This is a genomic window from Pseudomonas sp. CJQ_9, from assembly GCF_043106615.1.
Taxonomy (GTDB): Bacteria; Pseudomonadota; Gammaproteobacteria; order Pseudomonadales; family Pseudomonadaceae; genus Aquipseudomonas; species Aquipseudomonas juntendi.
Map to the genome: position 1 here is coordinate 1 of NZ_JBICMS010000112.1, position 21,163 is coordinate 21,163.

The 21,163-nt window shown below is 50.0% G+C and carries 16 protein-coding genes and 1 pseudogene; 4 read left to right on the forward strand and 13 right to left on the reverse strand.

The genetic code is table 11. The features are described 5' to 3' along the window. Positions 1 to 758: pseudogene (locus ACF8SD_RS24270) on the reverse strand (transketolase); the annotation flags it as partial. A 388-nt stretch (positions 759 to 1,146) separates the two neighbouring features. Between ACF8SD_RS24270 and ACF8SD_RS24275 the strand changes: the two are divergent. Then, a complete protein-coding gene (locus ACF8SD_RS24275; protein WP_392484358.1) occupies positions 1,147 to 2,079 on the forward strand; it encodes an SIS domain-containing protein in 933 nt (310 codons plus the stop codon). Positions 2,080 to 2,171: 92 nt separating this feature from the next. Here ACF8SD_RS24275 and kdsB read toward each other — a convergent pair whose 3' ends face one another. From kdsB to ACF8SD_RS24325, 10 genes are all read right to left on the reverse strand, one after another. Continuing rightward, the gene (gene kdsB, locus ACF8SD_RS24280) at positions 2,172 to 3,458 is read right to left on the reverse strand and encodes a 3-deoxy-manno-octulosonate cytidylyltransferase (RefSeq protein ID WP_392484359.1); all 1,287 of its coding nucleotides are present in this window, start codon (positions 3,456 to 3,458) and stop codon (positions 2,172 to 2,174) included. 29 nt (positions 3,459 to 3,487) lie between these two features. Continuing rightward, on the reverse strand, positions 3,488 to 4,330 hold the full coding sequence (gene kdsA / locus ACF8SD_RS24285; protein WP_392484360.1) for a 3-deoxy-8-phosphooctulonate synthase: 843 nt from the start codon (positions 4,328 to 4,330) through the stop codon (positions 3,488 to 3,490). 280 nt (positions 4,331 to 4,610) lie between these two features. Next, positions 4,611 to 5,693 carry a right-handed parallel beta-helix repeat-containing protein gene (locus tag ACF8SD_RS24290; RefSeq protein ID WP_392484361.1) on the reverse strand — a complete coding sequence of 361 codons (1,083 nt, stop codon included), beginning with the start codon at positions 5,691 to 5,693 and terminating at the stop codon, positions 4,611 to 4,613. A 30-nt stretch (positions 5,694 to 5,723) separates the two neighbouring features. Further along, positions 5,724 to 6,845, reverse strand: coding sequence for a hypothetical protein (locus tag ACF8SD_RS24295; RefSeq protein WP_392484362.1), 1,122 nt, complete (start codon positions 6,843 to 6,845; stop codon positions 5,724 to 5,726). A gap of 4 nt (positions 6,846 to 6,849) precedes the next feature. Next, a complete protein-coding gene (locus ACF8SD_RS24300) occupies positions 6,850 to 7,557 on the reverse strand; it encodes a CatB-related O-acetyltransferase (protein WP_392484363.1) in 708 nt (235 codons plus the stop codon). A 156-nt stretch (positions 7,558 to 7,713) separates the two neighbouring features. Continuing rightward, on the reverse strand, positions 7,714 to 11,289 hold the full coding sequence (locus ACF8SD_RS24305) for a hypothetical protein (protein WP_392484364.1): 3,576 nt from the start codon (positions 11,287 to 11,289) through the stop codon (positions 7,714 to 7,716). A 34-nt stretch (positions 11,290 to 11,323) separates the two neighbouring features. After that, complete coding sequence (locus tag ACF8SD_RS24310; protein ID WP_392484372.1) at positions 11,324 to 12,424, reverse strand: polysaccharide biosynthesis/export family protein; 1,101 nt, start codon at positions 12,422 to 12,424, stop codon at positions 11,324 to 11,326. Then, positions 12,420 to 13,523 carry an ABC transporter permease gene (locus ACF8SD_RS24315; RefSeq protein WP_392484365.1) on the reverse strand — a complete coding sequence of 368 codons (1,104 nt, stop codon included), beginning with the start codon at positions 13,521 to 13,523 and terminating at the stop codon, positions 12,420 to 12,422. Before ACF8SD_RS24315 ends, ACF8SD_RS24310 begins: the two co-directional genes overlap by 5 nt. Positions 13,524 to 13,555: 32 nt before the next feature. Then, positions 13,556 to 14,209 (reverse strand): ABC transporter ATP-binding protein, encoded by a 654-nt coding sequence (locus tag ACF8SD_RS24320; RefSeq protein ID WP_392484366.1) that lies wholly within the window; start codon positions 14,207 to 14,209, stop codon positions 13,556 to 13,558. Positions 14,210 to 14,219: 10 nt separating this feature from the next. Then, the gene (locus ACF8SD_RS24325; protein WP_392484373.1) at positions 14,220 to 15,047 is read right to left on the reverse strand and encodes an ABC transporter permease; all 828 of its coding nucleotides are present in this window, start codon (positions 15,045 to 15,047) and stop codon (positions 14,220 to 14,222) included. Positions 15,048 to 15,616: 569 nt separating this feature from the next. On the opposite strand from ACF8SD_RS24325, the gene ACF8SD_RS24330 reads away from it, so the two are divergent. Both ACF8SD_RS24330 and ACF8SD_RS24335 read left to right on the forward strand, forming a co-directional pair. Continuing rightward, on the forward strand, positions 15,617 to 16,351 hold the full coding sequence (locus ACF8SD_RS24330) for a CatB-related O-acetyltransferase (protein ID WP_392484367.1): 735 nt from the start codon (positions 15,617 to 15,619) through the stop codon (positions 16,349 to 16,351). Positions 16,352 to 16,820: 469 nt separating this feature from the next. Further along, positions 16,821 to 17,525 carry a hypothetical protein gene (locus ACF8SD_RS24335; RefSeq protein WP_392484368.1) on the forward strand — a complete coding sequence of 235 codons (705 nt, stop codon included), beginning with the start codon at positions 16,821 to 16,823 and terminating at the stop codon, positions 17,523 to 17,525. A gap of 172 nt (positions 17,526 to 17,697) precedes the next feature. Here the strand turns inward: ACF8SD_RS24335 and ACF8SD_RS24340 are convergent, their stop codons facing one another. Beyond that, a complete protein-coding gene (locus tag ACF8SD_RS24340; protein ID WP_392484369.1) occupies positions 17,698 to 17,973 on the reverse strand; it encodes a DUF3077 domain-containing protein in 276 nt (91 codons plus the stop codon). A gap of 368 nt (positions 17,974 to 18,341) precedes the next feature. Continuing rightward, positions 18,342 to 20,273, reverse strand: a complete 1,932-nt coding sequence (locus ACF8SD_RS24345) for a hypothetical protein (protein ID WP_392484370.1) — start codon at positions 20,271 to 20,273, stop codon at positions 18,342 to 18,344. A 475-nt stretch (positions 20,274 to 20,748) separates the two neighbouring features. Here ACF8SD_RS24345 and ACF8SD_RS24350 point away from each other — a divergent pair, with 475 nt between their 5' ends. Further along, complete coding sequence (locus ACF8SD_RS24350) at positions 20,749 to 21,084, forward strand: ComEA family DNA-binding protein (RefSeq protein ID WP_392484371.1); 336 nt, start codon at positions 20,749 to 20,751, stop codon at positions 21,082 to 21,084. The last annotated feature ends 79 nt before the right edge of the window (positions 21,085 to 21,163 follow it).

Sequence of the window (21,163 nt, forward strand, 5' to 3'; positions counted from 1 at the left end):
TTGTTCGGCGAACCGAAACCGATGGTGGTCTTGCAGCAGATCAGGGTCGGGCGATCGCTCTTACGGGCGGTTTCGATGGCGGTCTTGATCTCGTCGGCGTCATGGCCGTCGACATTGCGGATTACCTGCCAGTTGTAGGCTTCGAAGCGCGCCGGGGTGTTGTCGGTGAACCAGCCGTGCACTTCGCCGTCGATGGAGATGCCGTTGTCGTCGTAGAAGGCGACCAGCTTGTTCAGGCCCAGGGTGCCGGCCAGCGAGGCGACTTCGTGGGAGATGCCTTCCATCATGCAGCCATCGCCCAGGAACACATAAGTGTTGTGGTCGACGATGGTGTGGCCGTCACGGTTGAACTGGGCAGCCAGCACTTTTTCTGCCAGGGCGAAGCCCACGGCGTTGGCGATACCCTGGCCGAGCGGGCCGGTGGTGGTCTCCACGCCCGGGGTGTAGCCGTATTCCGGGTGGCCCGGGGTGCGGCTGTGCAACTGACGGAAGGCCTTGAGGTCGTCGATCGACAGGTCGTAGCCGGTCAGGTGCAGCAGCGAGTAGATCAGCATCGAGCCGTGGCCGTTGGACAGCACGAAGCGGTCGCGGTCGGCGAAGTGCGGGTTGCTCGGGTTGTGTTTCAGGTAGTCACGCCACAGTACTTCGGCGATATCCGCCATGCCCATGGGGGCACCTGGGTGGCCGCTATTAGCCTTTTGCACGGCATCCATGCTGAGGGCGCGAATGGCGTTGGCACGTTCACGACGGCTGGGCATCGCTGGTCTCCTGACTGGTTAGGTAAAGCAAAAAAGGCGGCATTCTGGCTTATGGCTGTGGACCGAGCAACAGGCTAAAGCGGCAGGCAGCGTGGGTGGACTGCCCACTGCACCCGCGTGAGAGCCACACCTGAGCGAACTATTTGGCTGTATTGGGGGAGCCGAGTGAGCGTCGGCAGGTCGATTATTTCCAAATGCCAGCCAAATGCCACTATTTGGGGGCGTCACGTATTGGGGGCAACGTTCGCGAAGAAGGCGCTAACACACGGCTCGCAGAGGGGAGCGTGGGTCACCCGTCAATCAGATTTGTCCAGTTTGACTTTGCTTACTGTTGCAAAAACCTTAACATTCGCCACTTCGCTCAATTTATGCCTCGTCAGGGACGAACATGAACCACCTCACCATCGCCAAAGAAGCCTTAATTGCCCAAGCTCAAGCTGTGACTCAGCTGGCTGATCGCCTGGACGGCGAGTTTCAGAATGCAGTTGAGCTGATCCTTGGCTGTAAAGGTCGCACCGTTGTTTGTGGTATGGGCAAATCGGGCCTGATTGGCCAGAAAATGGTCGCCACTTTCGCGTCAACTGGCACTCCCAGTTTCTTTCTGCACCCAGCTGAAGCCTTCCACGGCGATCTGGGTATGCTCAAGCCCATCGATGTACTGATTTTGATTAGCTACAGCGGCGAAACCGATGAACTCATCAAGCTGATTCCAAGCCTCAAATCCTTCGGCAATCAGATCATCGCAATGACCGGAAACGGCCAGTCCACTCTGGCGAAACATGCTGACATTTGGCTCGATATTTCCGTTGAGCGCGAGGTTTGCCCCAACAATCTTGCCCCGACAACGTCGACATTAGCCACCATGGCCATGGGTGATGCCCTTGCTGTGGCGCTGATTGAAGCGATCCAGTTCAAACCAATGGACTTCGCACGTTACCACCCCGGCGGTAGCCTTGGTCGCAAGCTGCTGACCCGTGTACGTGATGTCATGCACTCGCCCGCCCCGGTTGTTAACCCAACTACCAGCTTCCATGACTGCCTTTTGGTCATGACTCGCAGCCGATTGGGCCTTGCGGTAGTTATGGAAAATGACAAACTGGTCGGTATTGTTACCGATGGCGATTTGCGCCGAGCACTGCTGGATGATGAAACTATTATCCACGCTCCAGTTGGTCAGTTTATGACAGTTGATCCGCACACCATTCAGGAAGATGCTCAGCTTTCTGAAGCCGAGGCCTACATGCGCGATAACAAGATTCGCGCCCTGGCAGTGGCAGATGAAGAAAAGAATGTGGTTGGCGTGGTCGAAATTTTCGACTGAATTGAAAGTGTATAAAAAAGCGCCCCCAAAATTGGGGGCGCTTTTTTAGTGGGTTGACAACAAGCTAAGTGCAGCCTCATTGCCTGGGGCGTTTACTGTGCCATCTTTGCCATAACTTGCGCATAGCCGGAAGCGGTGCCTAGCACTGCTGCATTGCCTTGCGACAGGAGAATAGCATCGGCTAGCTCCCGGAACGCACCGGTGCCGCCGGCAGCTTCCAGCGTTTGGGTCGCCGCAGCTTTCACGTAAGTGGGGGCGTCGGCTACTGCGAAAGACATTCCGCAAGCAGCGAATGCTGGCAAATCAATGCAGTCATCACCAATGCATGCGGTTTGCGCGGGTGTAACGCCCGCTTCAGCCATGAGTTGGTTGCAAGCAGCAAGTTTATCTTTGACGCCAAACTGACATAGTGAAATGCCCAGATCTGCTACTCGCTTACGCAGCGTATCGGAATCTCGCCCAGACAGAACTGCGACGCGGACGCCGTTTTCCTCCAGCAGACGCATACCCATCCCATCCCGAACGTGGAAGCGTTTGAGGCATTCGCCAGTGGCATCATAATAGATGCCGCCGTCAGTCAATACACCATCGACATCGGTAATAACTAAACGAATGTCAGCCAGCGTCGGTTTAGGCGCTTGAGCACGTCCGCTCATTATCGCTCGCACTTGCTCAAGACACTCTGGAGTATCCACGCCTGGGCCGGTAGGTTCGACAACGTATGCCCGAATGGTAAATCCAGCAGCCAATAGCCGGAGCTGCTCGAGTTTCTCGGCATGCTCCATCATCGGCTGGGGCAAACCGGCATATTCGGCCAATACACCACGACGATAGGCATAGACCCCTACGTGTTTCAGATACGTAGCTGTCTCAGCATCCCTTGGGTAGGGAATGGGCGAACGGCTGAAGTACAGTGCATTGCCGTTGCTAGCAAGCACCGCTTTCACCGTATTCGGATTACCAGCTTCATGGCCATCGATAGGGTGGCACAAGGTGCCTACGTTGACGTTCTTGTCAGCGAGCATGCCCGCTGCGAGAATTTCGATATCTGACGGCCGAACGAGTGGTTCGTCACCTTGCAGGTTGATGTAGATGTCAGCATCAACCTGGCTCATTACCTCCGCCAGCCGATCAGTACCCGATGGGTGATCCGGTGATGTCATCACGCATTGGCCGCCAAATGCTTGTACGGCGCGCGCAACCCGGTCGTCATCAGTCGCGACAACGACTACATGAGCGTTCGCAACCTGCAGAGCACGCTCGTAAACGTGCTGCACCATCGGTTTACCTGCAATATCTGCAAGTGGCTTGCCGGGCAGGCGGGTGGAGCCATAGCGTGCAGGTATGACAATCGCGACCCGTTGTTCTGAACTTCCCATGGTCCCAGTCCTTATTTGCTCAATACAAATTACGAAATGGCCAGTTGTGGGAAGGACTTGACCAGGTCGTCCAAGGCTTTGATCTGCGCCAGGAATGGCTCGAGTTTGTCCAGTGGCAGGGCACTCGGGCCGTCGCATTTGGCTTGGTCAGGGTTTGGGTGAGCTTCCAGGAACAAACCAGCGAGGCCTACAGCCATGCCCGCGCGAGCAAGATCAACGACCTGTTCGCGACGACCGCCAGAAGCCGCGCCGGAAGGGTCACGGTTTTGTAGGGCATGCGTGACATCGAAGATGATCGGCAGGTTGTCACAAGTGCGTTTCATGACGCCAAAGCCCAACATGTCCACAACCAAGTTGTCATAACCCATGCAAGAGCCCCGATCGCACAAGATCAATTGGTCGTTACCAGCTTCCTTGAACTTGTGCACAATGTTTTGCATCTGGGAAGGGCTCAAGAACTGAGGCTTCTTGATGTTGACCGGTTTGCCAGTTTTTGCCAGAGCAGTGACGAGATCCGTTTGACGGGCCAAGAATGCCGGCAGTTGCAGCACATCGGCGACTTCCGCCACCGGGGCGCACTGGTAGATCTCGTGAACGTCGGTGATCACCGGAACGCCGAATTCTGCTTTGACTTTTTCAAAGATGCGAAGGCCTTCCTCCATTCCAGGGCCGCGGTAGGAGTGGATGGACGACCGGTTGGCTTTGTCGAAGCTGGCTTTGAATACGTAAGGGATACCTAGCTTCTCGGTGACGCGAACGTATTCAGCGCAGGCGGTGAGGGCAAGGTCCGCAGACTCAAGTACGTTGATGCCGCCGAACAGAACGAATGGGGCGGAGTTGGAGCACTCTATAGTTGGACAGATTTTGATCATGGATTCGATTTCTTTTACCCAGCGGCATTTAGCTACCTTGCGAGATGCCAGCGTGTGAGATGGAGAACGAGACGAACGAGTCAGCCCGCGGCGGAATTCAAATAATAACACTGCACATAGTGGTTGTTCAATCTGATATCTAGAGCTAGTCGCATGCTCAGACTAAATGCGGACTGGGCTGGTTTCAGGGAATGCCGTAGTAGTGATAGAGCAAGACTTCATGCGCGGCCTCCTGCGGTAAAAGAACTATTCAAATGCCCTCAGTAATATGTTCGGTGCACTAGTTACATACGGACGGCCGGTTATTTTCAAGTCTATTCCCTCTAGTTGGTGAGCCATCGGGTTTGTTCAGGCGAGAAAATGGTTCGAGCGTAAATTCTTGGGCTGGATCGTAAAAGTTGTTAGTGACTTGATTGTTGTCACCCTCAATGCGCACGCCGAGCGTGCCTCCGCAAAACTTATTGCCTGTGACTTTATTGAAATCAGCGTAGTCCCGGAAGAATTTGCCTTGATCATCAAGTGGCTCGGCCGTGCAATTCCAACTAGAAAGATCTCTGCTTTGGCGAGACGCAAGCCAAACGCCGACAGGCTCATTGCTGAAAGTATTTTCCTTTATTACATTGTAATTACTGGGGCTCCATGAAGAAGTTGTGTAAAATTTTCCGCATTTTGTGTAAAGAAAAATTCCACCTGCGCCATTTGCTATGAAAGAGTTATTGTGAATGCTGTTGTGTGAAGAGGTGTCTATAGCTAATCCTTCTCGTCGATTAGCTTTCTTGGAATTATGACCATTCTGGGTGATAGTATTATAAGCTATTTCTATGTTTTTCGTATTCTGGCTGAGATAGATGCCAGCCTCTTTCGATGACTCGATGTGAGAATTCGTCAGTGAGGAGTTATGTACATATGCATAAAAATACACCGCGCCAGATCCACTATTTGTTATAACAAGATTGTTTAGTGTGATTTTATTTGGGGCAATTGCGTAAAGTTTAGATGCGTCATGATTTAATTTGTCAGGTGCTATTCCGCTTTTGATCTCAATAGAATTACGTTTGTAGTTATTAAGTGCGCAATTCTTGATTGTGATATTAGAGATTTGGCGCCCCTTGCCTGTCACCACTATTCCAGAATTGAACTTGTGCATCCCGTCAAATTTGGCGCCTCTGCAATCGAGTGTAAAGTCGCTCTTGCTAATTTGAAATGTGCCGCTATACGTGCAGTTTGAGTCAAGTAGCACTTCGGATTGATAGTTGTCGAGAATAGGAAGTGTGCAGAGTTGGTTGGCCGCAAACGGTCGCTCAGCGGCGGTCGCAGAGGGTGCTAGAGCGTACGTAAGTAGTATGGCGAGCAGTAATTTCATTTAGAATCTCGAAAGTTGGGGTGGCTATATTTAGAATAATGAACTCTCAAGTTGCTTCTTTTTGCTTCCGGGTGGACAGAACACAGCATTTCGTACCAGTGGTAATTCATGAAGATTTACAATATTGGCACTTTGGATGACTTCTTGTTGTCTGCGGTAATATTCCAGCGCATTTTGATCGAGAAACCATTGGTCCAAATCATTCTGAAATACTACTCGGCAGTAATTTGAGACCGTATGTATCATCTCGCGACCTGCAGGAGAATTTGAAAAATAAATTCGCCCTGCTTGACATTTTTGCCAAGGCAAACGATGTTCTTGTTGCTGAAATGCGCCGTCATACTTAAGAATCGTATTGTCGAAGACGCTGGTTTTAGCAACAAATACTGCATCAATATCCAGCGAGTAGATACCTGTATTAACAATATCCATCAGTACAGGGGCAAGCAGGAAGCGATTGCAGGCATAGTACGTCTTATCTTCAGGCCCATTTGTGTAAATAAAATGAACGCCTGATTTAGCCAGAGCAATGGAGTTCTGTGAAACCCATTGCTTAGCTTCAGAGCAGGGATTGATTATACCGATAACTAAAATCGCTTCAGTGTCACGATTTTGGATAAAGCTATTGATCAACCCTCCGCCAAATTTAGAAAAGTACCCTGAGTCGGCCGATGCTAGAAAACAGATCGGAGCGCCAAGGATTTCGTCCTCCAGCGATTGCAAATCCAATTCAGGCGCTTCGATAGAAGGGGTGATATGGTGATCCAGTTGGTGCACATATGAGTTCACACCTCTGAGCCACGAGCATCCGTCGCCATCAAAAATATATCCATTTTCCGTTACAATGGACTTAGCGCTTAAAATTAAACTGGACGCTTCGTTGTAGAATTTATTTTGATAAGATACCGCACCATCGTAGAGCTTGAAATAGGGGAGGAATTTGGGAGGTAACGAATCTGAGTTACGCAAAGAATCGAACCACTCAATCGATTTCGATGCTAGAGCTGCGAGACCTAGATAATTGAAATCGGCAATCGTGAGCTTGGCGAGTGTGCGTTGGGGGGCGTCCTCGACAATCTGTGCATATTTACCTTCGCGGAAAAGCGTACGCCAAAACTTTATCATTTTAAACCTTACTTTTTGTGACTTCAAGAATTTATCTGTTGCCTACTTCTTGAATTTCTGAAGATGTAATCTTGTATCGTTTGCATGATAATTTTTTTATGGTATCGGAGCTGATTAGTTCTCTGATTGTAGCAATGGCTTTAGTTACGTCGCTAGGATCAAAGTTTGGCACAGTCGATTTTCTAAGGTCGTAATTATACCATTTCAGGTCCATTAAATCTTGAATCGTCGATTCAGTGAAACGCATCCGTATTAGCTTTGCTGGTGTGCCGGCGACTATCGAATAAGGTTCTACATTCTTAGTAATTACCGAACCCGCGCCGATTATTGCACCTGTGCCGATTGTTACTCCGCGCTTCACAGTAACGTTGCGACCAATCCAGACATCGTGGCCTATCAGAACTTTGCCAACGTTAGATTCAAGCGGCGGGTCTCTCATCCAGTCGAGAAATTCCTCGCAGCCTTTAAATGGTCCTTTATTTGCAAAAGAGAAAAGATGTGAGGAGAGTCTGTCCGTGGGATGATTGGTTGGTCCTGAGACAAAATTTGGAGCAATTGAGCAAAATCGCCCAATTTGCGTGTTGTAAATTTCCGAGTCACGGCCGGTATAGGATAGGTAACCAATTGAACAGGTGAATTTAACAATCGCTGCCATACTGCATGGAGATTCTGCTAGCAAGGTGCCTTGAATGTTATTTGGGTTATATTTGATGCCGTGATTTGGGTAGCTAGGCGGCATATCCAGTCCTCAGGTGCACAACATTCATGGAGATGGGAGATGGGCAGTGGCTGTATTGCAGGTCAACGATATGGTTTGTCCATTCTCAAGCTGATCTCCCATAAATTGACTAATTGTTAGGAGAGCCCCTCTCTTCAGGAGGGGCTGTGCTATCGATCACCAACCGCGCTTGGTAATCACGTAATCCACAATGTCCTCGATTTGCGCAATTTTATTTTCTTCTGGGTGGAAGTAGCGACTAAGCTGGATATAAGCAATGTGGAATATTTCTTCAAGGCTTGCTTTACGAGTTCTGCGGACGCAGTTTTGTACATCCTCAGTGAGACCCCATCCTGCATAGAACGGCATGCCATAACACCTTACTTTCTTGCCTGCCATAAGGGCCTCGAAACCCATACCTGAGGTCATCACAAATACTTGATCAACTTGATCAAACAAAGAATAAGGGTTGACATCAAATAAAATCGGATGAACATTGTCTACATATTCTGCGAAAGCCAACTTCTCATTGCTGTAATAGCTCGACTTTCCTCCTTTGATAGCATCAGGGTGTTGTTTGATGATGATGTCATGATCGCTGAATTCACGAAGAGCATCGTTGAGCATCTTCTCAAATAGTGCTTCACTGCCAAGGCCAGACTCTACTGATTGGTCGCCGTAACGTTGATCAATCAACAAGATTTTCTTCTTCCCTGGCGTCCCGATGCAAAGATTTAGCACAGGAGCGTGGTTGTATTTAGAGACGCGACCATCCACTATCTTGTTAATCGCAGCTCTAGACCTTTCAATTTCAGAAGTTGAAAGTTTTGAAGGAGCTTCAATCAATTTTTCAATGCGCGATGGTTTAGTTGCGTCATAGTAAGCGGTAAGATCATCCAGTAATATGGACAAGCCAGGCTCGCGCGATAATCCAATATCAATCGAACGAATGAAACCATCTTCCACGATGACTACTGGTTTTCCCAGATCACGAGCCGTAGATCGTTGACGGCTCTTGTTTACCGAGTCCGTGATGCCCCATTGGAAAAATATATCAACAGCAGTAAGTTTCTGGATGTTAAAGTCTTTGTTAAATGTTGATACGCAGGTGCGAGCATTCAACATTTGAATGAGGTACTTTTGAGTCGTCTCAAATGCATCACCTTTTGATGGGATCGCAATTACATCGAGTTTGTTTCCTGAGAATAAGCGTTCTAATGCCGAGGCGTGGGGAATGATGTCTAATTCTTTTTGAGCAACTTTTCGCAACACATTTTTAATTCGAGCCGCAGAGTTGCCATCAAATTCACCGATGCCGAACATTTCAGCAGCCCAAGTCATTCCATCAGGAGAAGGCGTAAAGCTTGAGTGCAGCAATTTGTTGAGCGCCTCTTCAAGTCCTTCTGAATCAGGGACCGATGGAATTCCCGCCTTCTCCCAGATCTGATCGAACTCTACGTATTTTAGCGATAGTGCCGGCCTGTTAAGTAGAAGGGCTTCAAATAGCATAGTGCTATTAATAGAAGTGGTCAGATCACAGTGATAAATGGCTTCTTCAGGGGAAACAAGATAGCAACTTCCGTCATCAACTGCCACGTACTCGGAAGCGGCAAGTTCTCTCCGGAAGTCAGCTGTAAGAATATCCGCTTTGTTTGGAGGAAGACGGATTAAAAGCTGGTGGTCAAATTTTATGCAATACTTATACAGGTCAAGGATAGCTGCGCGTTGCGAAAGTTGCGCTTGTTTTTTATCAAGCTGTGAGTCTAGGGGTTGCGACGCAAACAAAATTGTTTTTCTTTCTGCAGAAAGACCAAAAATTTTGCTAAATTGGCTTTTGGATAGTTGGGCGCGGTAAGTTACATGGCTGTCGAATTTAGGAGCTCCAACGGTAATGAACCGCTCTTGAGGATAGCCGCGTTCTACAAATATTTGCTTTTGCAAATCTCCCCAACCAAGAATTAGGTCAGCTTTGGGGACTGAAGCGGAAGATGCCACATCCCAATAGTATTTATTTCTGTCCACAAATACCGATTCATGTGGCACAAGTATAGTCGGAATCTGAAGCTCATCCGCAACGCTCGAAATTATTCGCATTACTGGGGACCAGTCAAATGTAAATACTAATGCGGATATTTTGTTCTTTATTGGGACGAGTCGGTTGAGCAACATTCTCCGGTATAAGGTCGGATTTTTATTGCTGAACTCCAGAACACTTAGTCTGATAGGATTGTGTTCAATACCATCAACATAATCAAAAGGAGCCATTGCGTAGTCTGAATCGCTCCTAATTTTTTCAATCAGAGCGTCGCCGTGTCCTGCAATCCAAGGCACATACAGGAAAATCGGAAGCGGGCTTTCCAACGCAGCTTTGAGCTCCGCACCAGGTTTAGCCCTGAACCATGCTGGAATCGAATCTAGCGAAACAGCTGCCACAGCGGTTTTTGATGGAGTGGCTTGGGTTTTTCCTACCGCAGCTGTCGAGGCCGATTTAACTGTCGTAGTGCTTTTCACAGTTGGTGCAGTTTTCGAACCAAGCATAGGCTTCTTCCCATCACTAGAAGCCCCTGCTAGTTTCTTAGCTGCTGGTTTGGCTGCGACTTTTGCTTTTGAAGCGGCTGTCCCGGGTTTCATGAAGAAGCTCGCAACAGAAGCCGTTTTCGCTGAAGTGCTTGGACGTAGTTTCAGAATATTTTGGATCACATCCTCAATTTGAATAGATTTACCAGTATCTGGATCGTAGTATTTTGAATAGAGGATGTAAGCGGCCGCAAATATCTCTTCAACAGTTCGCTGCTTAACTCTTCGATTTACTGGCTGCCGATCATCGGTTACACCCCAGCCGGAATAGAAGGGTGCGCCAACAGTAGTTACTCTGATTCCACGGAAAAGCGCTTCAAATCCTGACAAAGAAGTGATTGTGTAAACATGATCCACCTCATGAAATGCCTGAGCCAACGGAAAGTCCTTGATCAAAACCTTTGCTATGTGAGCCACATCAGACGGTTGAGACGCGTATGGTCGATTTCCGGACAGTACATCTGGGTGCGGTTTGTAAAATATCTCAGCGTTTGGGTTTTCTTTAACTGCTAGACGTACAAGGTCATTGTTGGTAAAGCTCACTTCGCACCCAAACTTGATAGATGCGTCATCCTCTACTTGGCCAATAACCAAAATTCTCTTTTTAAGCTTCTCTCCATATACAGACGCGATGTCAATATCGGTGGAGTTGTTGTATTTGCTAATACCGCTAGAGATGATTTGCTGAATGGCACTCTTCGCACGTTGGACTATCTGCGGATTTTTAGAAAAATCATAAGTGTTTAATATGTCTTCAAGTTCTGAGCTTTGTTGCGCGTTGAAGTAGGGCGTTTTCGAGTCTAAGGTTAATGACATTGCGGGTGACTTCTGCGCTCCTAGTTTGATGGAGCGAATAAAGCCATCCTCTACATATATGACCTTGATCTTGTGTTTTTGTGAGAAATCTTTAATATGATCGGGCATCTTAAAGCCCCACACGAAGATTTCTGACTTTGAGTTGGATTTAATCTTATTTGCCCAGCGTTCATTGAACTCGGCTTCTGTGATGTTTTTATCCAGGAAGTGGAGGTTGCGCTCTGGGAAGTATTTGCGCAGGTATAATTTCCAGGTGCTGAAGCCTACGACAAACGTTGGTGTTCCAAGAAGTTTGGATTTTGTGGAGAGCAAAAATTTTGCAATCTTGCTAGGCTGGTGCTGAATCGAAAGGCTGGTCATGTCAGGTCATTCTCCAATAAAAAATGGGTTTGCGTTAGAGTCCGTTAACTGTGCGACCTAAAACCAAGGTCTGAACTATTGGAGATATAATCTTTTGCGCCTCATACACCGCCGCATTGGTTACGTAAATTGTATCGTCTGGCTTGACCGCAATCTGTTTTGCGTAGAAAATTGCGGCAGGATCACGCATGTCCAAATGCAGCACAGTTGCTTTAGGTTTACCCTGCTGAGGAATAGTTGCCAAGCGGAAAATAAATACACCGCTGGGATTGGCATTGCTTTCCTTCATTCCTCCTACAGCGCCTAAGGCGTCTAAAAGTGATGTATTTTTTGCAGGAAGATCATGAAGACCTGGCGAGCCTATGGCGCCCATCGCTACAAACCGCCGATGCGCACGCTCAACTACTACTTCAGAATTGGGTTGTAATGCCATATTGCGGCCACTGAGCACTTCATCGTAAGTGAAATGTTGAAGAGTGCTTCCATTGCGGACTGTGACGTCGACTAGATGAGGCTCTAACACCGGCCCGCCAGCTTGGTTTACGGCATCCAGCAAAGTAAGCGGACCTTGAAGAGTTGAGAAGCGACCAGGAGATTTGACGGCCCCTGCGACCAATACTGAGCCCGAAAGGTCACCGATCTGCTCAATATGCACTTGGACGTCAGATGTTATGCCGTGAAGCTTTCGTTTGATCAAGTTCTCCACTTCAATCAAGGACATGCCAGCGACGAAGACTTGGCCCACATATGGAAGTGAAATTAGTCCCTTGTTATCTACCCTAGCTTTTAAGCGGGTGCCTCCGCTACTCAAAGGTGCGAATAATCCGCTCCCTTCGGGTGCATTGTCTGCGATTAAAAACTCAAGAACGTCACCACCTAGCAGGCGGGACTCTTGAAGTTTGGGACTGGTAATCGCTGCCAGTGGTGGCTCCGAGGCACTTGGCATGAAAGCTCCGATTGTTTTAGGATTAATATCCACCAAATCATAATCGGATTTTTTGCTCTCTATCGAACCCTTATACGGACCTGCTCCAGAGAGGGTGCCGCTACAGCCTGCTAATGTAAGGGCGACCAAAATCCCAGAGAGCGCAGAGCGGAATTCGAATGTGTACTTAAGTCTGTCAAAAGAGTTAATCACGATGATCCTCGATCGAAGCAATAATAAAGCGCGCAATTCCGTAAAGCATCAGCAGCGCGATAGCAATAGTGATCAGATTATACCAGCGCTCTGGGTAGATAGCCCTGTCTGGAGAATTCGGGCTGACGACTGTAACCAAGGTTCGTATCTTCTTATAACTCTCAATTCGCGCGTGCTCTAGAGCTTGAACCGCTGATTTATAAGATTGCTCAGCGATTCCTGCATCTAGCGTAAGTTGTTGGAACTTCGATGCAATTACGTTAAGTTGATCACCAGTGGGTTCGGATACGAGGTGTTTTTTCTCGGAGGTAAGCTGTGCGTTTATGGAGTTTAGCTTTTGCTTTTGCTGGCGAACTTGAGGGGCGTCCGCTCGAAGCTTGTAAAGCATTTCCGTTAAAGCAGCTTGCTGCACGGAGTACTCGCTTTCTAGAGATGCAATGATCGTGGCACGGCTCTGGGCGCTTGTTTGACCATCCAGTACTTTGTTGTGGTTCTGGAATTTGATTAGCTCATTTTTACGAGTTTCGTAATTGTTTCGTGCTTTTTCCAGTTCACCCTCCGAAAACTTCATTTGCTCGCGTGCAATGCTATGAGAAACTTCGTTCACAAAGTCCTCGCTAGCGCTTAATATTTCTTTAAGCATCGCTTGAGCGAGTTGAGGTTCAAAGGCTTGGACATTAACTTCTAATAGTCCAGTAGTCTCATCGAAGTGAGCTGTCACTATGCGCTGATAGTATTCGAGAATATCCTCGCGCGCATCAGTCTTTTCAACTCTAAAAAAAAGATCGCCACGCTGCTTTGAGTATTGTTCAATCCACTTCAGGCGATCTTCTAATAGAAGCATCATATCCATAGACATTACATATTCTCGAAGATACAACGTTTCTTCCCGAGAGGCGGGACTTGCTCCAGTGAGCAACGTGCTGAGCCCGCTTACTTGAGAGGATGTGTTGCTTTCTTCCCGGACTACCACTTGGGCAGTACTTACATATCGATCTACGGCAAAAAAACCATAGTAGATAAGAGCAACTATAAGTGGGGTGACAAAAGTCAGGGCAAAAAGAACCCATCCTTTCAGGTTTTTCTTGTTTCTCATGAGTTTAAATAGCCTTAATAGATGCTGGGTCTTCAAGATTTGTATGCTTTTATGCCTTCAGCAACGTCATCATAAATTTGAACTGTCCCGTCTCGTACCAGTAGTACTGTGTCGCATAACTTTTTAATGTCTGACATCGAATGGGAAACCAAGACTACTTTCGATTTTTGAAGACGCTCTTCAAAAACAGCTGAACACTTATTCTTGAAATGTGCATCTCCGACTGCCATTACCTCGTCAATGAGATAATAATCAAAATCAAACGCCATACTTAAACCAAAGGCCAGGCGGGAGCGCATTCCTGATGAGTAGGTCTTTACAGGTTCGTCGATCCAGTTTCCGAGTTCAGCGAAATCGCAAACGTATCGAAGCTTCTGGCGCATTGCTTCCCCCTCAGCGCCGTATACCCTGCAAACAAACTTTATGTTGTCACGACCGCTCATGCTGCCCTGAAAACCACCTGACAATCCAACCGGCCATGAAATGCTTTGGTCAGTAGATATCGTGCCGCTATCTGGTATGTCAGCTCCCCCAAGCAGTCGCATCAGTGTGGATTTGCCTGCCCCATTGCGGCCAATCAACCCAATGTTTTTCCCAGGAGGGATAGATAGAGATAGGTTTCGAAATATATATCGCCGACCTTTAGGCGTTAAATATGACTTAGTCATATTTTTAATATCGAACATTAGCGTCCTCTCAGCCGTTCTTACTTGAAACTAGGTGAAGGCGACGTGCACGGTATGCGCCAAGGCCAATAAACAGTAGTACTAACGATACACTAATTGGATATTCTGCATTTATACCATCTGCGATTTTATAAAATGGCAGGACATCGCCACGTATTAGTTCTATGATGTGAAGGAATGGGTTGTACAGAAGTACGGGCATGAACGATGCCGGAAGGTATGCGGGCGGCAATAAAATTCCGCTAAGGAAGTATAGGGGGAAATACATCATCTTAATTACAAATCTTGAAGATGGTAGTGCGTGGGCAATCAAAGAAAAAAATATGCCTAGGGAAAATGCGAATACCAGTCCTAACGCAAGCATCAATATCCATTCTAATGGAGAGGATATGGACATATCAAAACCATACCACCAAAAACCTAGTGCTATGATTATGTAAACCATGAAGGCTATTGAAAATTCTACTATTACACGCCCTACGTAGGCATCTAGAGGCTTGATTTGCTTATAAGCAAAGAGTGAACGGTTTTCTCTAGGGCTATCCATTAGGCGAAGCGAGATGTTTCGGAATAGTAAGAAAGGTGCGAGTCCTACAAATACGAAAACAGGGAACTCAACGCCCGCGAGGCTTCGTCCTCTGAGGTATGTATAAATCACGCTGATCACCAACAAGTGGCACAGTGGTTCGAGCAGAATCCACACTGCGCTCAATCGGCTTTTACTCAACCGACTTCGAGCCTCGCGTAGCACGAGGGCAAAAATTACCGATTTCTGAATCTGTATTGATGAACGAGGTTTCAAGAGGGGCACCGCTCGCTGCAGCGACACGCAATGCATGCTGTCTAAATTCAATTTTTTAGAACCGTCTTCCCTGCGGGCGAGCGCTTCCATGTGACCGGAAATCGTAAAGCGAGTAGCTAATGACCGTCAAGCATAGTAGGTTCGGAATCCTCGAACGGTGTTGCGCTGTGTGGGATTCAAGCGATTTTTGCTGTGCTGAAGCTTTGCTTTCCTTGACGGCAAAGCTTCGCTAGTGTATTGGGCGGTTTCGCTCGTTGTGCTTTGGCCCCCTGGTACATGGCCGTGATTGCCTAGGAGCACTCGCAACCGGGCTCCCAAAGAGCAAGTCACGCCGCCACGCCTAAAGATCGGACACAGTTGGCTGCCTACAGAACTGTGGTGTTAACAAGATCAGCCGCTGAAATGCGCTTTCATTGAGTGCTGGTTCTTCTAATGTGCATCAGCGGTCTGATAAGGATTCACTTTTAAGATTAGTTTTTTGTGGGAAAAAATTTTGAAGTGATTTGTATTTTATAGCTTATCCGCTGTGTATTTTATATGTTATGGTGTCGGCCCTGTGTGTTAGTTGGTAGGTCGTGTTTAGAGTGTATTGTTAGGGAGTGAAGATGAAGGTTGCATACGGCAGAATTAAGGTTGCGCTTAAGAAAAATAGAATTTTTTTAGGTGAACAGTCAGTCGATAATTGGTCAAAGCTGTATCAAGATGAAAATTTGATTGAGATCCCAAGCGGGTTCTCAACTGAGCCATATTGTACTTATTTTGGGAAAAATGGCTCAAGGTTGGCTTCAATGGGATCTTTCTCGTATACGCGTTCCGTATTGCCTGCGTTAATCGTATCAGTTGGTCGGTACACCTCTATAGGTAATGGGCTTCAAGTGCTTGGTGACAGGCATCCTCTCGAATGGATATCTACGTCCCCTGCATTTTACGTTCGTGATTCCGGTGTCGCAGACGCGCTAGAGAGGGATTCAGGAACCCGGATTAATATTCATTCTTTTGATAAAGCCAAGAAGCCAATTAAGATTGGAAATGACGTGTGGATCGGTCAGAATGTTACTCTTGCGCAAGGGGTCACAATTGGAGACGGCGCGGTAATTGCTGGAGACTCGCTGGTTGTAAAAGACATTCCACCCTATTGTATAGTAGGGGGAAATCCTGCAGCATTGATTAGGCCAAGGTTCAAGGAGCACATAATTGATGGCCTGATGTCGTTAAAATGGTGGAGGTTCCGGGTCCAAGATATTTCCAGTCTTAATGTTGAAGCGCCGTATATTTTTTGTCAGCAGCTAGGTGAGTTAATTGGTGGTGACAAGATTGTAGAGTTTATTCCAAAAAAATAACCGCTGATAGTTTGTTGCAAGATTAACGTCTATATTAGCGCTCATGGCGCATCAAATAGTGCGCCGTGTCAAACTATCATCACGGCTAGCGAAGATTTTAATAGGAAGGTCGAGCATGGCTGTGTTTTCCTTTCACAGGAGAGGGCTTACTCTGAGTTTCTGTGAATGACTAAAGTGGATCTTTTAGTATCGCTGGTGATGCTGCATGGGGCTTAGGTTTTTGTGGGATCTTAGTCGAGACCAGATAACCATAGTACATCCAAGTACACGTGCTGAGATTTGGCGAGTATGGTTGCGCAGGGCGCACTGCGAGGTCGCTCTGGCGGTTGATCAGCAAGATCCATAAATTTATGGCACCCTGCCAGTGCTCGCTAGTATTTTGGCGAGACTAGCAACGCTCTGGTCAACCTCCCCAGCTCGCCTGCCTAACCGTGAAACCATGAACATCCCTAAATTCAAGAAGTTGTTTATGCCTGATATTTCAGCAGACACAGCCAGCCTCATCCACGCCATAGCCTCTGCCATCGCCGTGATTGCCGCCCTGATCGCCGCCAGTGCCATGATCATTGCCCACATGACCTCGGACGTGAAAAACCAGCATTCCGAAGCCATCGTTTCGCGGGCCTCGCAGGAGGTGACTGTCGTTAACGAATCGGACGTTCAGGCGCAGCTGGAAATCCAGCAGCTCCTGGAGCAGAACGAAGCCTTGAAGGTCGAGCTCGAGCGTGAAAGGGCCGAGCTGGCTAACGAGCGTACCGAGCGCCTGAAGCTGGAGGCCAGCCTCAAGCCGCGAACGCTGACGCCGCAGGCGCATGAGGCATTCAAGGCGTTGGCGGCTGACTTGAAGGCCAAAACACTGGCGCCTGTGGTGCTACTGAACATCCACAAGGATGACAAGGAAGCCGTGCGCTTCGCCAAGGAAATTGCCGTTGCGCTGACCAAGTCGGGGGTGCAGGTGCAGATCAAGCAGTTGCCCCTGCAGAAACACAACAGCGGTACTCAGGTGGTGGTCTATACCGGCGCGGGCAGTGACGAGCTGGAGCAGGCGTTCAAGAGCGCAGAGTTTGCAACCGAAATCAAACGGTCGGCGCAGAGCCCGCGGGTGAAGGTTGATGATGGGGATGCCATTGCCATTTCAGCGTTTATCAGCGTTTATCCACGCACGGTAATCTGAGGGGCGCAGGCCCGCCCTCTACCAGTGCGTTTGCGCAGGTGGGCGCTTGGCGGGTGGGGCGGGTTTTGGTTGGTGTAAGTGCTGCTGGGTTGTTGGTGGCGGTGGTTTTTGGGTTGTCGGGGCGGGCGGATTCGCGGGTGAACCCGCACCTACACTGCCTGGGGCGGCGCTTTTAGTGGCGCTTGTTCTTGGCGATTTCGATGTCGTTCATCAGTGCCTTGGCCATGGCCAGCAGGTAATCGGCTGCGCCCAGCATCTTGTGGTCATCTTCCATATCGCCCTCGCGTACCAGGTGCTTGCAGTAGCCTAGCAGCACGGAGACGTGCTCATACGCATCGTCCACCGGAACGCCGGGTTGCACGCGCAGCAGGTCCAGGGTGGGGTTGCCGGCTTCGAGGAAGGTTTCGATGCCTGCGGTAAGGATGGTGGCTTGGTCGTGGTTTTTCATGGCTGTAGCTCCTGAAAAGTGGAACCGCCACGCGGATCTTTCTCACGGATCAGGGTGGCAGTCGTACACGGGGTGAGAAACCGAGGGAGCTACAAAGCCCGGCCAGACCGTAGTCTGCCCGTGTACGACTGCCATTACAGTCAAGCCAGATAACTCGCGTCGGGTTCTCACACCCGGTCACCAAATCGGCAACCCGGTGAAGTTATCCCTGGGGCATTTCCCCGGCTATTCAGCTGCGTCTGACCGGGGCGTAGGATAGTTCGCTTGTTGCCCAAAGCTGAAGAGGCGGGGAAGCGTTTCAGGAAAGTCTGACGTGTCAGCCTGCACGCGCACCTCACTTTGCGGTGGCGTTGGTGAGGGCGACGGAGTCAGGATTCGACCGTGATAGTGCCGTCTGCATCAATCATCAAAACCGCCATTTTCCATTCGGTGACGTTATCCACGGGTGGAGTCGCCAAGATTCGGTGATTGCCGAGCAAGATGCGTCCGCACAGGTGCGCTGCTGGGAGGTAGCCTTTTTTTGAGTAGTTACGCACTATAACTTCGTATCGCCGCGACGTTAGTTGGTAGATATCAATCGTCTCTTTACCAGGCCCTGTGTGCACATCCCGCTGTAGCACCGCGTAGTGCGGGGCACCCATACTGCCTTTGTTCATGTAATTGATCTCGACAGATTGGCTGGTCCCATCGGGATCGAAGGCCAGGGCAAGGTCGATGTCTTGTAACGCGGCGTCCCATTCCACCTCCACCGACAACAGTGGCGCGGTCAGGCTTCCGGTGCTTGGGGGATTGGCGCTTGCCTGGGGGCTGGGTGAAGGAACCGACGGCGCCCTGGCGGGCGTTGAGAACAGCGCAGTTTGTAGAAAGGCTTGCAGTTGGGCCGGCGTGCCTGGCGTGGCATCGCCGATGAAGCGTGCGCGGTTTTGAACTTCAGGTTCCACCGCGCTCAATAATTTGGGTTCTTCCACGGGGCCGTGGTTCACCACCAATACAGTGGCGTAGCGGCAACTGCGTGCATAATCGCTGGCGGCGGTAGCGAAGTTGTTCACATTTTGTTGGAGGTAATGCTTGCATTCAACCACCAGGTAGGTGGCGTCATTGGGGGTGGCGGTACCGCCTTCCCGCAACACCCTGAAGTCTGGCTGAATGGCGCGCTTGCGCTTGGTGCTGGTACCTACCAGGTCGCTGCGTACCTCGCATTTGATTGCGAACTGCTCGCCGTTGTACGCGTAGGTGGCCAACGCGCTTCCACCAAAGGCGAACGACAGCACCTTGCCGTGCGTGTGGAAGGTGAGCTGGCTTGCATGGGTTTTGGCTACGTTGAGCAGCCGTGTGCCAACCCAAACCGAATACAGCTCGTGGCGCCGTTTCCAGGTTGGCAGGTTCAGTAGGTCGAGCAATTGCTTGTAGGTTTCGTCGACCCACTGTTGCCTGGTCGGGATCAACGCCACGGCCTCATTCAGCGTGGCCAGTAGTGTGGTTTGCTCAGAAGGCGCGATGCTTGCGCGGTGTTTGATGAAGTTGATGCTATCGACGATTTCTACGTCCCAGTAATCAGTCGCGGCGGCGGCTCTGGAAATAGCTTGCTTCTCTTCCTCGCTGAAATCTTGCCAACGTCCTTCTGGCCTTATACGGCTGTAATTAGCCTTTCGCGACTCACCATAGACGCGGCACAGTTGAAGGAAGTCTGCCACCATCGTTTCCAGCGCAAGCAATGGGGCACGGAACAGTGCCGGAGCAGGTGTGGCATCGACCTGGGGTGTGAGCGGAAGGCGATCGTCGCGGTCGCCCAGGCTGGGGTAATCCAGGGTGCGGAGAATGCTGTAGATCTCACTGCGTTGTTCTTGCGACAGCGATACAAAGCGGCTGACACATACTCTACGGGTACGCTCTTCATCTACCCGGAACTGTTCCAAGGTCTGCTTCAGGTGGCTATCGGTCACCGCGTCATAGCTGAAGTCGATAGTCAGGTTGCGCTCGCCCAAGGTGGCTTCGGCCATGGCCAGCGTGTCGAGAATCTCGCCCATCATCGCCGCAAAACCTTTCTGGGATTCCAGCACGGCCACCAGCAAGCGTTCTACCGTTACGGCCGGTGCCGCTGCCTGTTGGTCGGCTTTGAGCAGCGCTTTAACGCTAGGGTAGGCCGACGGGGTGCCGTGGGCGGGGTCTAGCTGCCGGAGTACCTCCAACTCCAAGTCGGCATCACGACCGGGTTTTTTCTTCAGGTTCAGCTCTAGGCCCGCATCCTTGACCAGGTGGTTCCATAGCTGGCTGGGTGTGGATTTTTTTCCGCTCGGCATCGCGCATCCTTGGCATTGGCAAATAATCAACGCCTTTAATGCCACAACCTAGCGCGATGTCAATGTGCTATTGCGCGTGATCCCCGCATTTTCGGGGATTGCCGGTCACCCAGGCGCACATGCTGAGGCGGTTGTCTTGGCTTGGCACTGGGCTTCTGGGCGGCTGGTGAAGATGGCCATGGGCTTGTGTGGCGTGCCTTGTGGGAAAACAGCCGGCTAAGGGTGGGCAGGCGCTTGCGCAGATTTAGGCAATTGCCCACACGTCGGTCGGCAGGGCAATGCCTCAGTGAGGACGACGCCTAAGGGGGCTGTGAACTCGGTTTGAGGGTCGGCGGGGTTGATAGGCTTGTTGACGGATCTGGTAACCATTCGCTGCTGGGCGTGGGTGTTTTGCTCCCGGGTTAGTCGCTAGGGTTGTTGGCGCAGCCGAAGGAAACCGGCTGCTGGTAAAAGACCAACCCAAGGAGTGTTCACCATGCGTAACAACGTTCTGTCGTACCTGCTGCTGCCCCTGTTCGCCAGCCTGTCCTTTTCCCTCAGTGCCGCCCCGGCCAATACGGCGGCGGTTGCCGAACCGGTGCCGATCGTCAGCCAGCAGCAGGTGCAGCAGCCGCAACGGCTGGACCTGAACAAGGCCGATGCCCTGACCCTGCAGAAGGAACTGAATGGCATTGGCAAGGCCAAGGCCGAGGCTATTGTGGCCTACCGCGAGGCGAACGGGCCGTTTGCCTCGGTGGATGAATTGCTGGAGATCAAGGGGATAGGCAATGCGCTGCTGGAGCGCAACCGGGACAAGATGATGGTGGAGTAACTGCAGGTGGGGCAGGGGTCATGCCGTAGGCAGGCCCCCGGCCTAATGCCAGTCAGTTAAGTGATTTGGGGCCGCTTTG

What these genes read in the sequence shown, in the direction of transcription:
- ACF8SD_RS24290 (WP_392484361.1), bottom strand. Translation starts at nt 5,693, where the DNA reads ATGAAATTACTGCTCGCCATACTACTTACGTACGCTCTAGCACCCTCT.
- kdsB (WP_392484359.1), bottom strand. Translation starts at nt 3,458, where the DNA reads ATGGGAAGTTCAGAACAACGGGTCGCGATTGTCATACCTGCACGCTAT.
- ACF8SD_RS24340 (WP_392484369.1), bottom strand. Translation starts at nt 17,973, where the DNA reads ATGAAAAACCACGACCAAGCCACCATCCTTACCGCAGGCATCGAAACC.
- ACF8SD_RS24315 (WP_392484365.1), bottom strand. Translation starts at nt 13,523, where the DNA reads ATGAGAAACAAGAAAAACCTGAAAGGATGGGTTCTTTTTGCCCTGACT.
- ACF8SD_RS24350 (WP_392484371.1), top strand. Translation starts at nt 20,749, where the DNA reads ATGCGTAACAACGTTCTGTCGTACCTGCTGCTGCCCCTGTTCGCCAGC.
- ACF8SD_RS24345 (WP_392484370.1), bottom strand. Translation starts at nt 20,273, where the DNA reads ATGCCGAGCGGAAAAAAATCCACACCCAGCCAGCTATGGAACCACCTG.
- ACF8SD_RS24300 (WP_392484363.1), bottom strand. Translation starts at nt 7,557, where the DNA reads ATGCCGCCTAGCTACCCAAATCACGGCATCAAATATAACCCAAATAAC.
- ACF8SD_RS24330 (WP_392484367.1), top strand. Translation starts at nt 15,617, where the DNA reads ATGAAGGTTGCATACGGCAGAATTAAGGTTGCGCTTAAGAAAAATAGA.
- kdsA (WP_392484360.1), bottom strand. Translation starts at nt 4,330, where the DNA reads ATGATCAAAATCTGTCCAACTATAGAGTGCTCCAACTCCGCCCCATTC.
- ACF8SD_RS24275 (WP_392484358.1), top strand. Translation starts at nt 1,147, where the DNA reads ATGAACCACCTCACCATCGCCAAAGAAGCCTTAATTGCCCAAGCTCAA.
- ACF8SD_RS24335 (WP_392484368.1), top strand. Translation starts at nt 16,821, where the DNA reads ATGCCTGATATTTCAGCAGACACAGCCAGCCTCATCCACGCCATAGCC.
- ACF8SD_RS24325 (WP_392484373.1), bottom strand. Translation starts at nt 15,047, where the DNA reads ATGCATTGCGTGTCGCTGCAGCGAGCGGTGCCCCTCTTGAAACCTCGT.
- ACF8SD_RS24320 (WP_392484366.1), bottom strand. Translation starts at nt 14,209, where the DNA reads ATGTTCGATATTAAAAATATGACTAAGTCATATTTAACGCCTAAAGGT.
- ACF8SD_RS24305 (WP_392484364.1), bottom strand. Translation starts at nt 11,289, where the DNA reads ATGACCAGCCTTTCGATTCAGCACCAGCCTAGCAAGATTGCAAAATTT.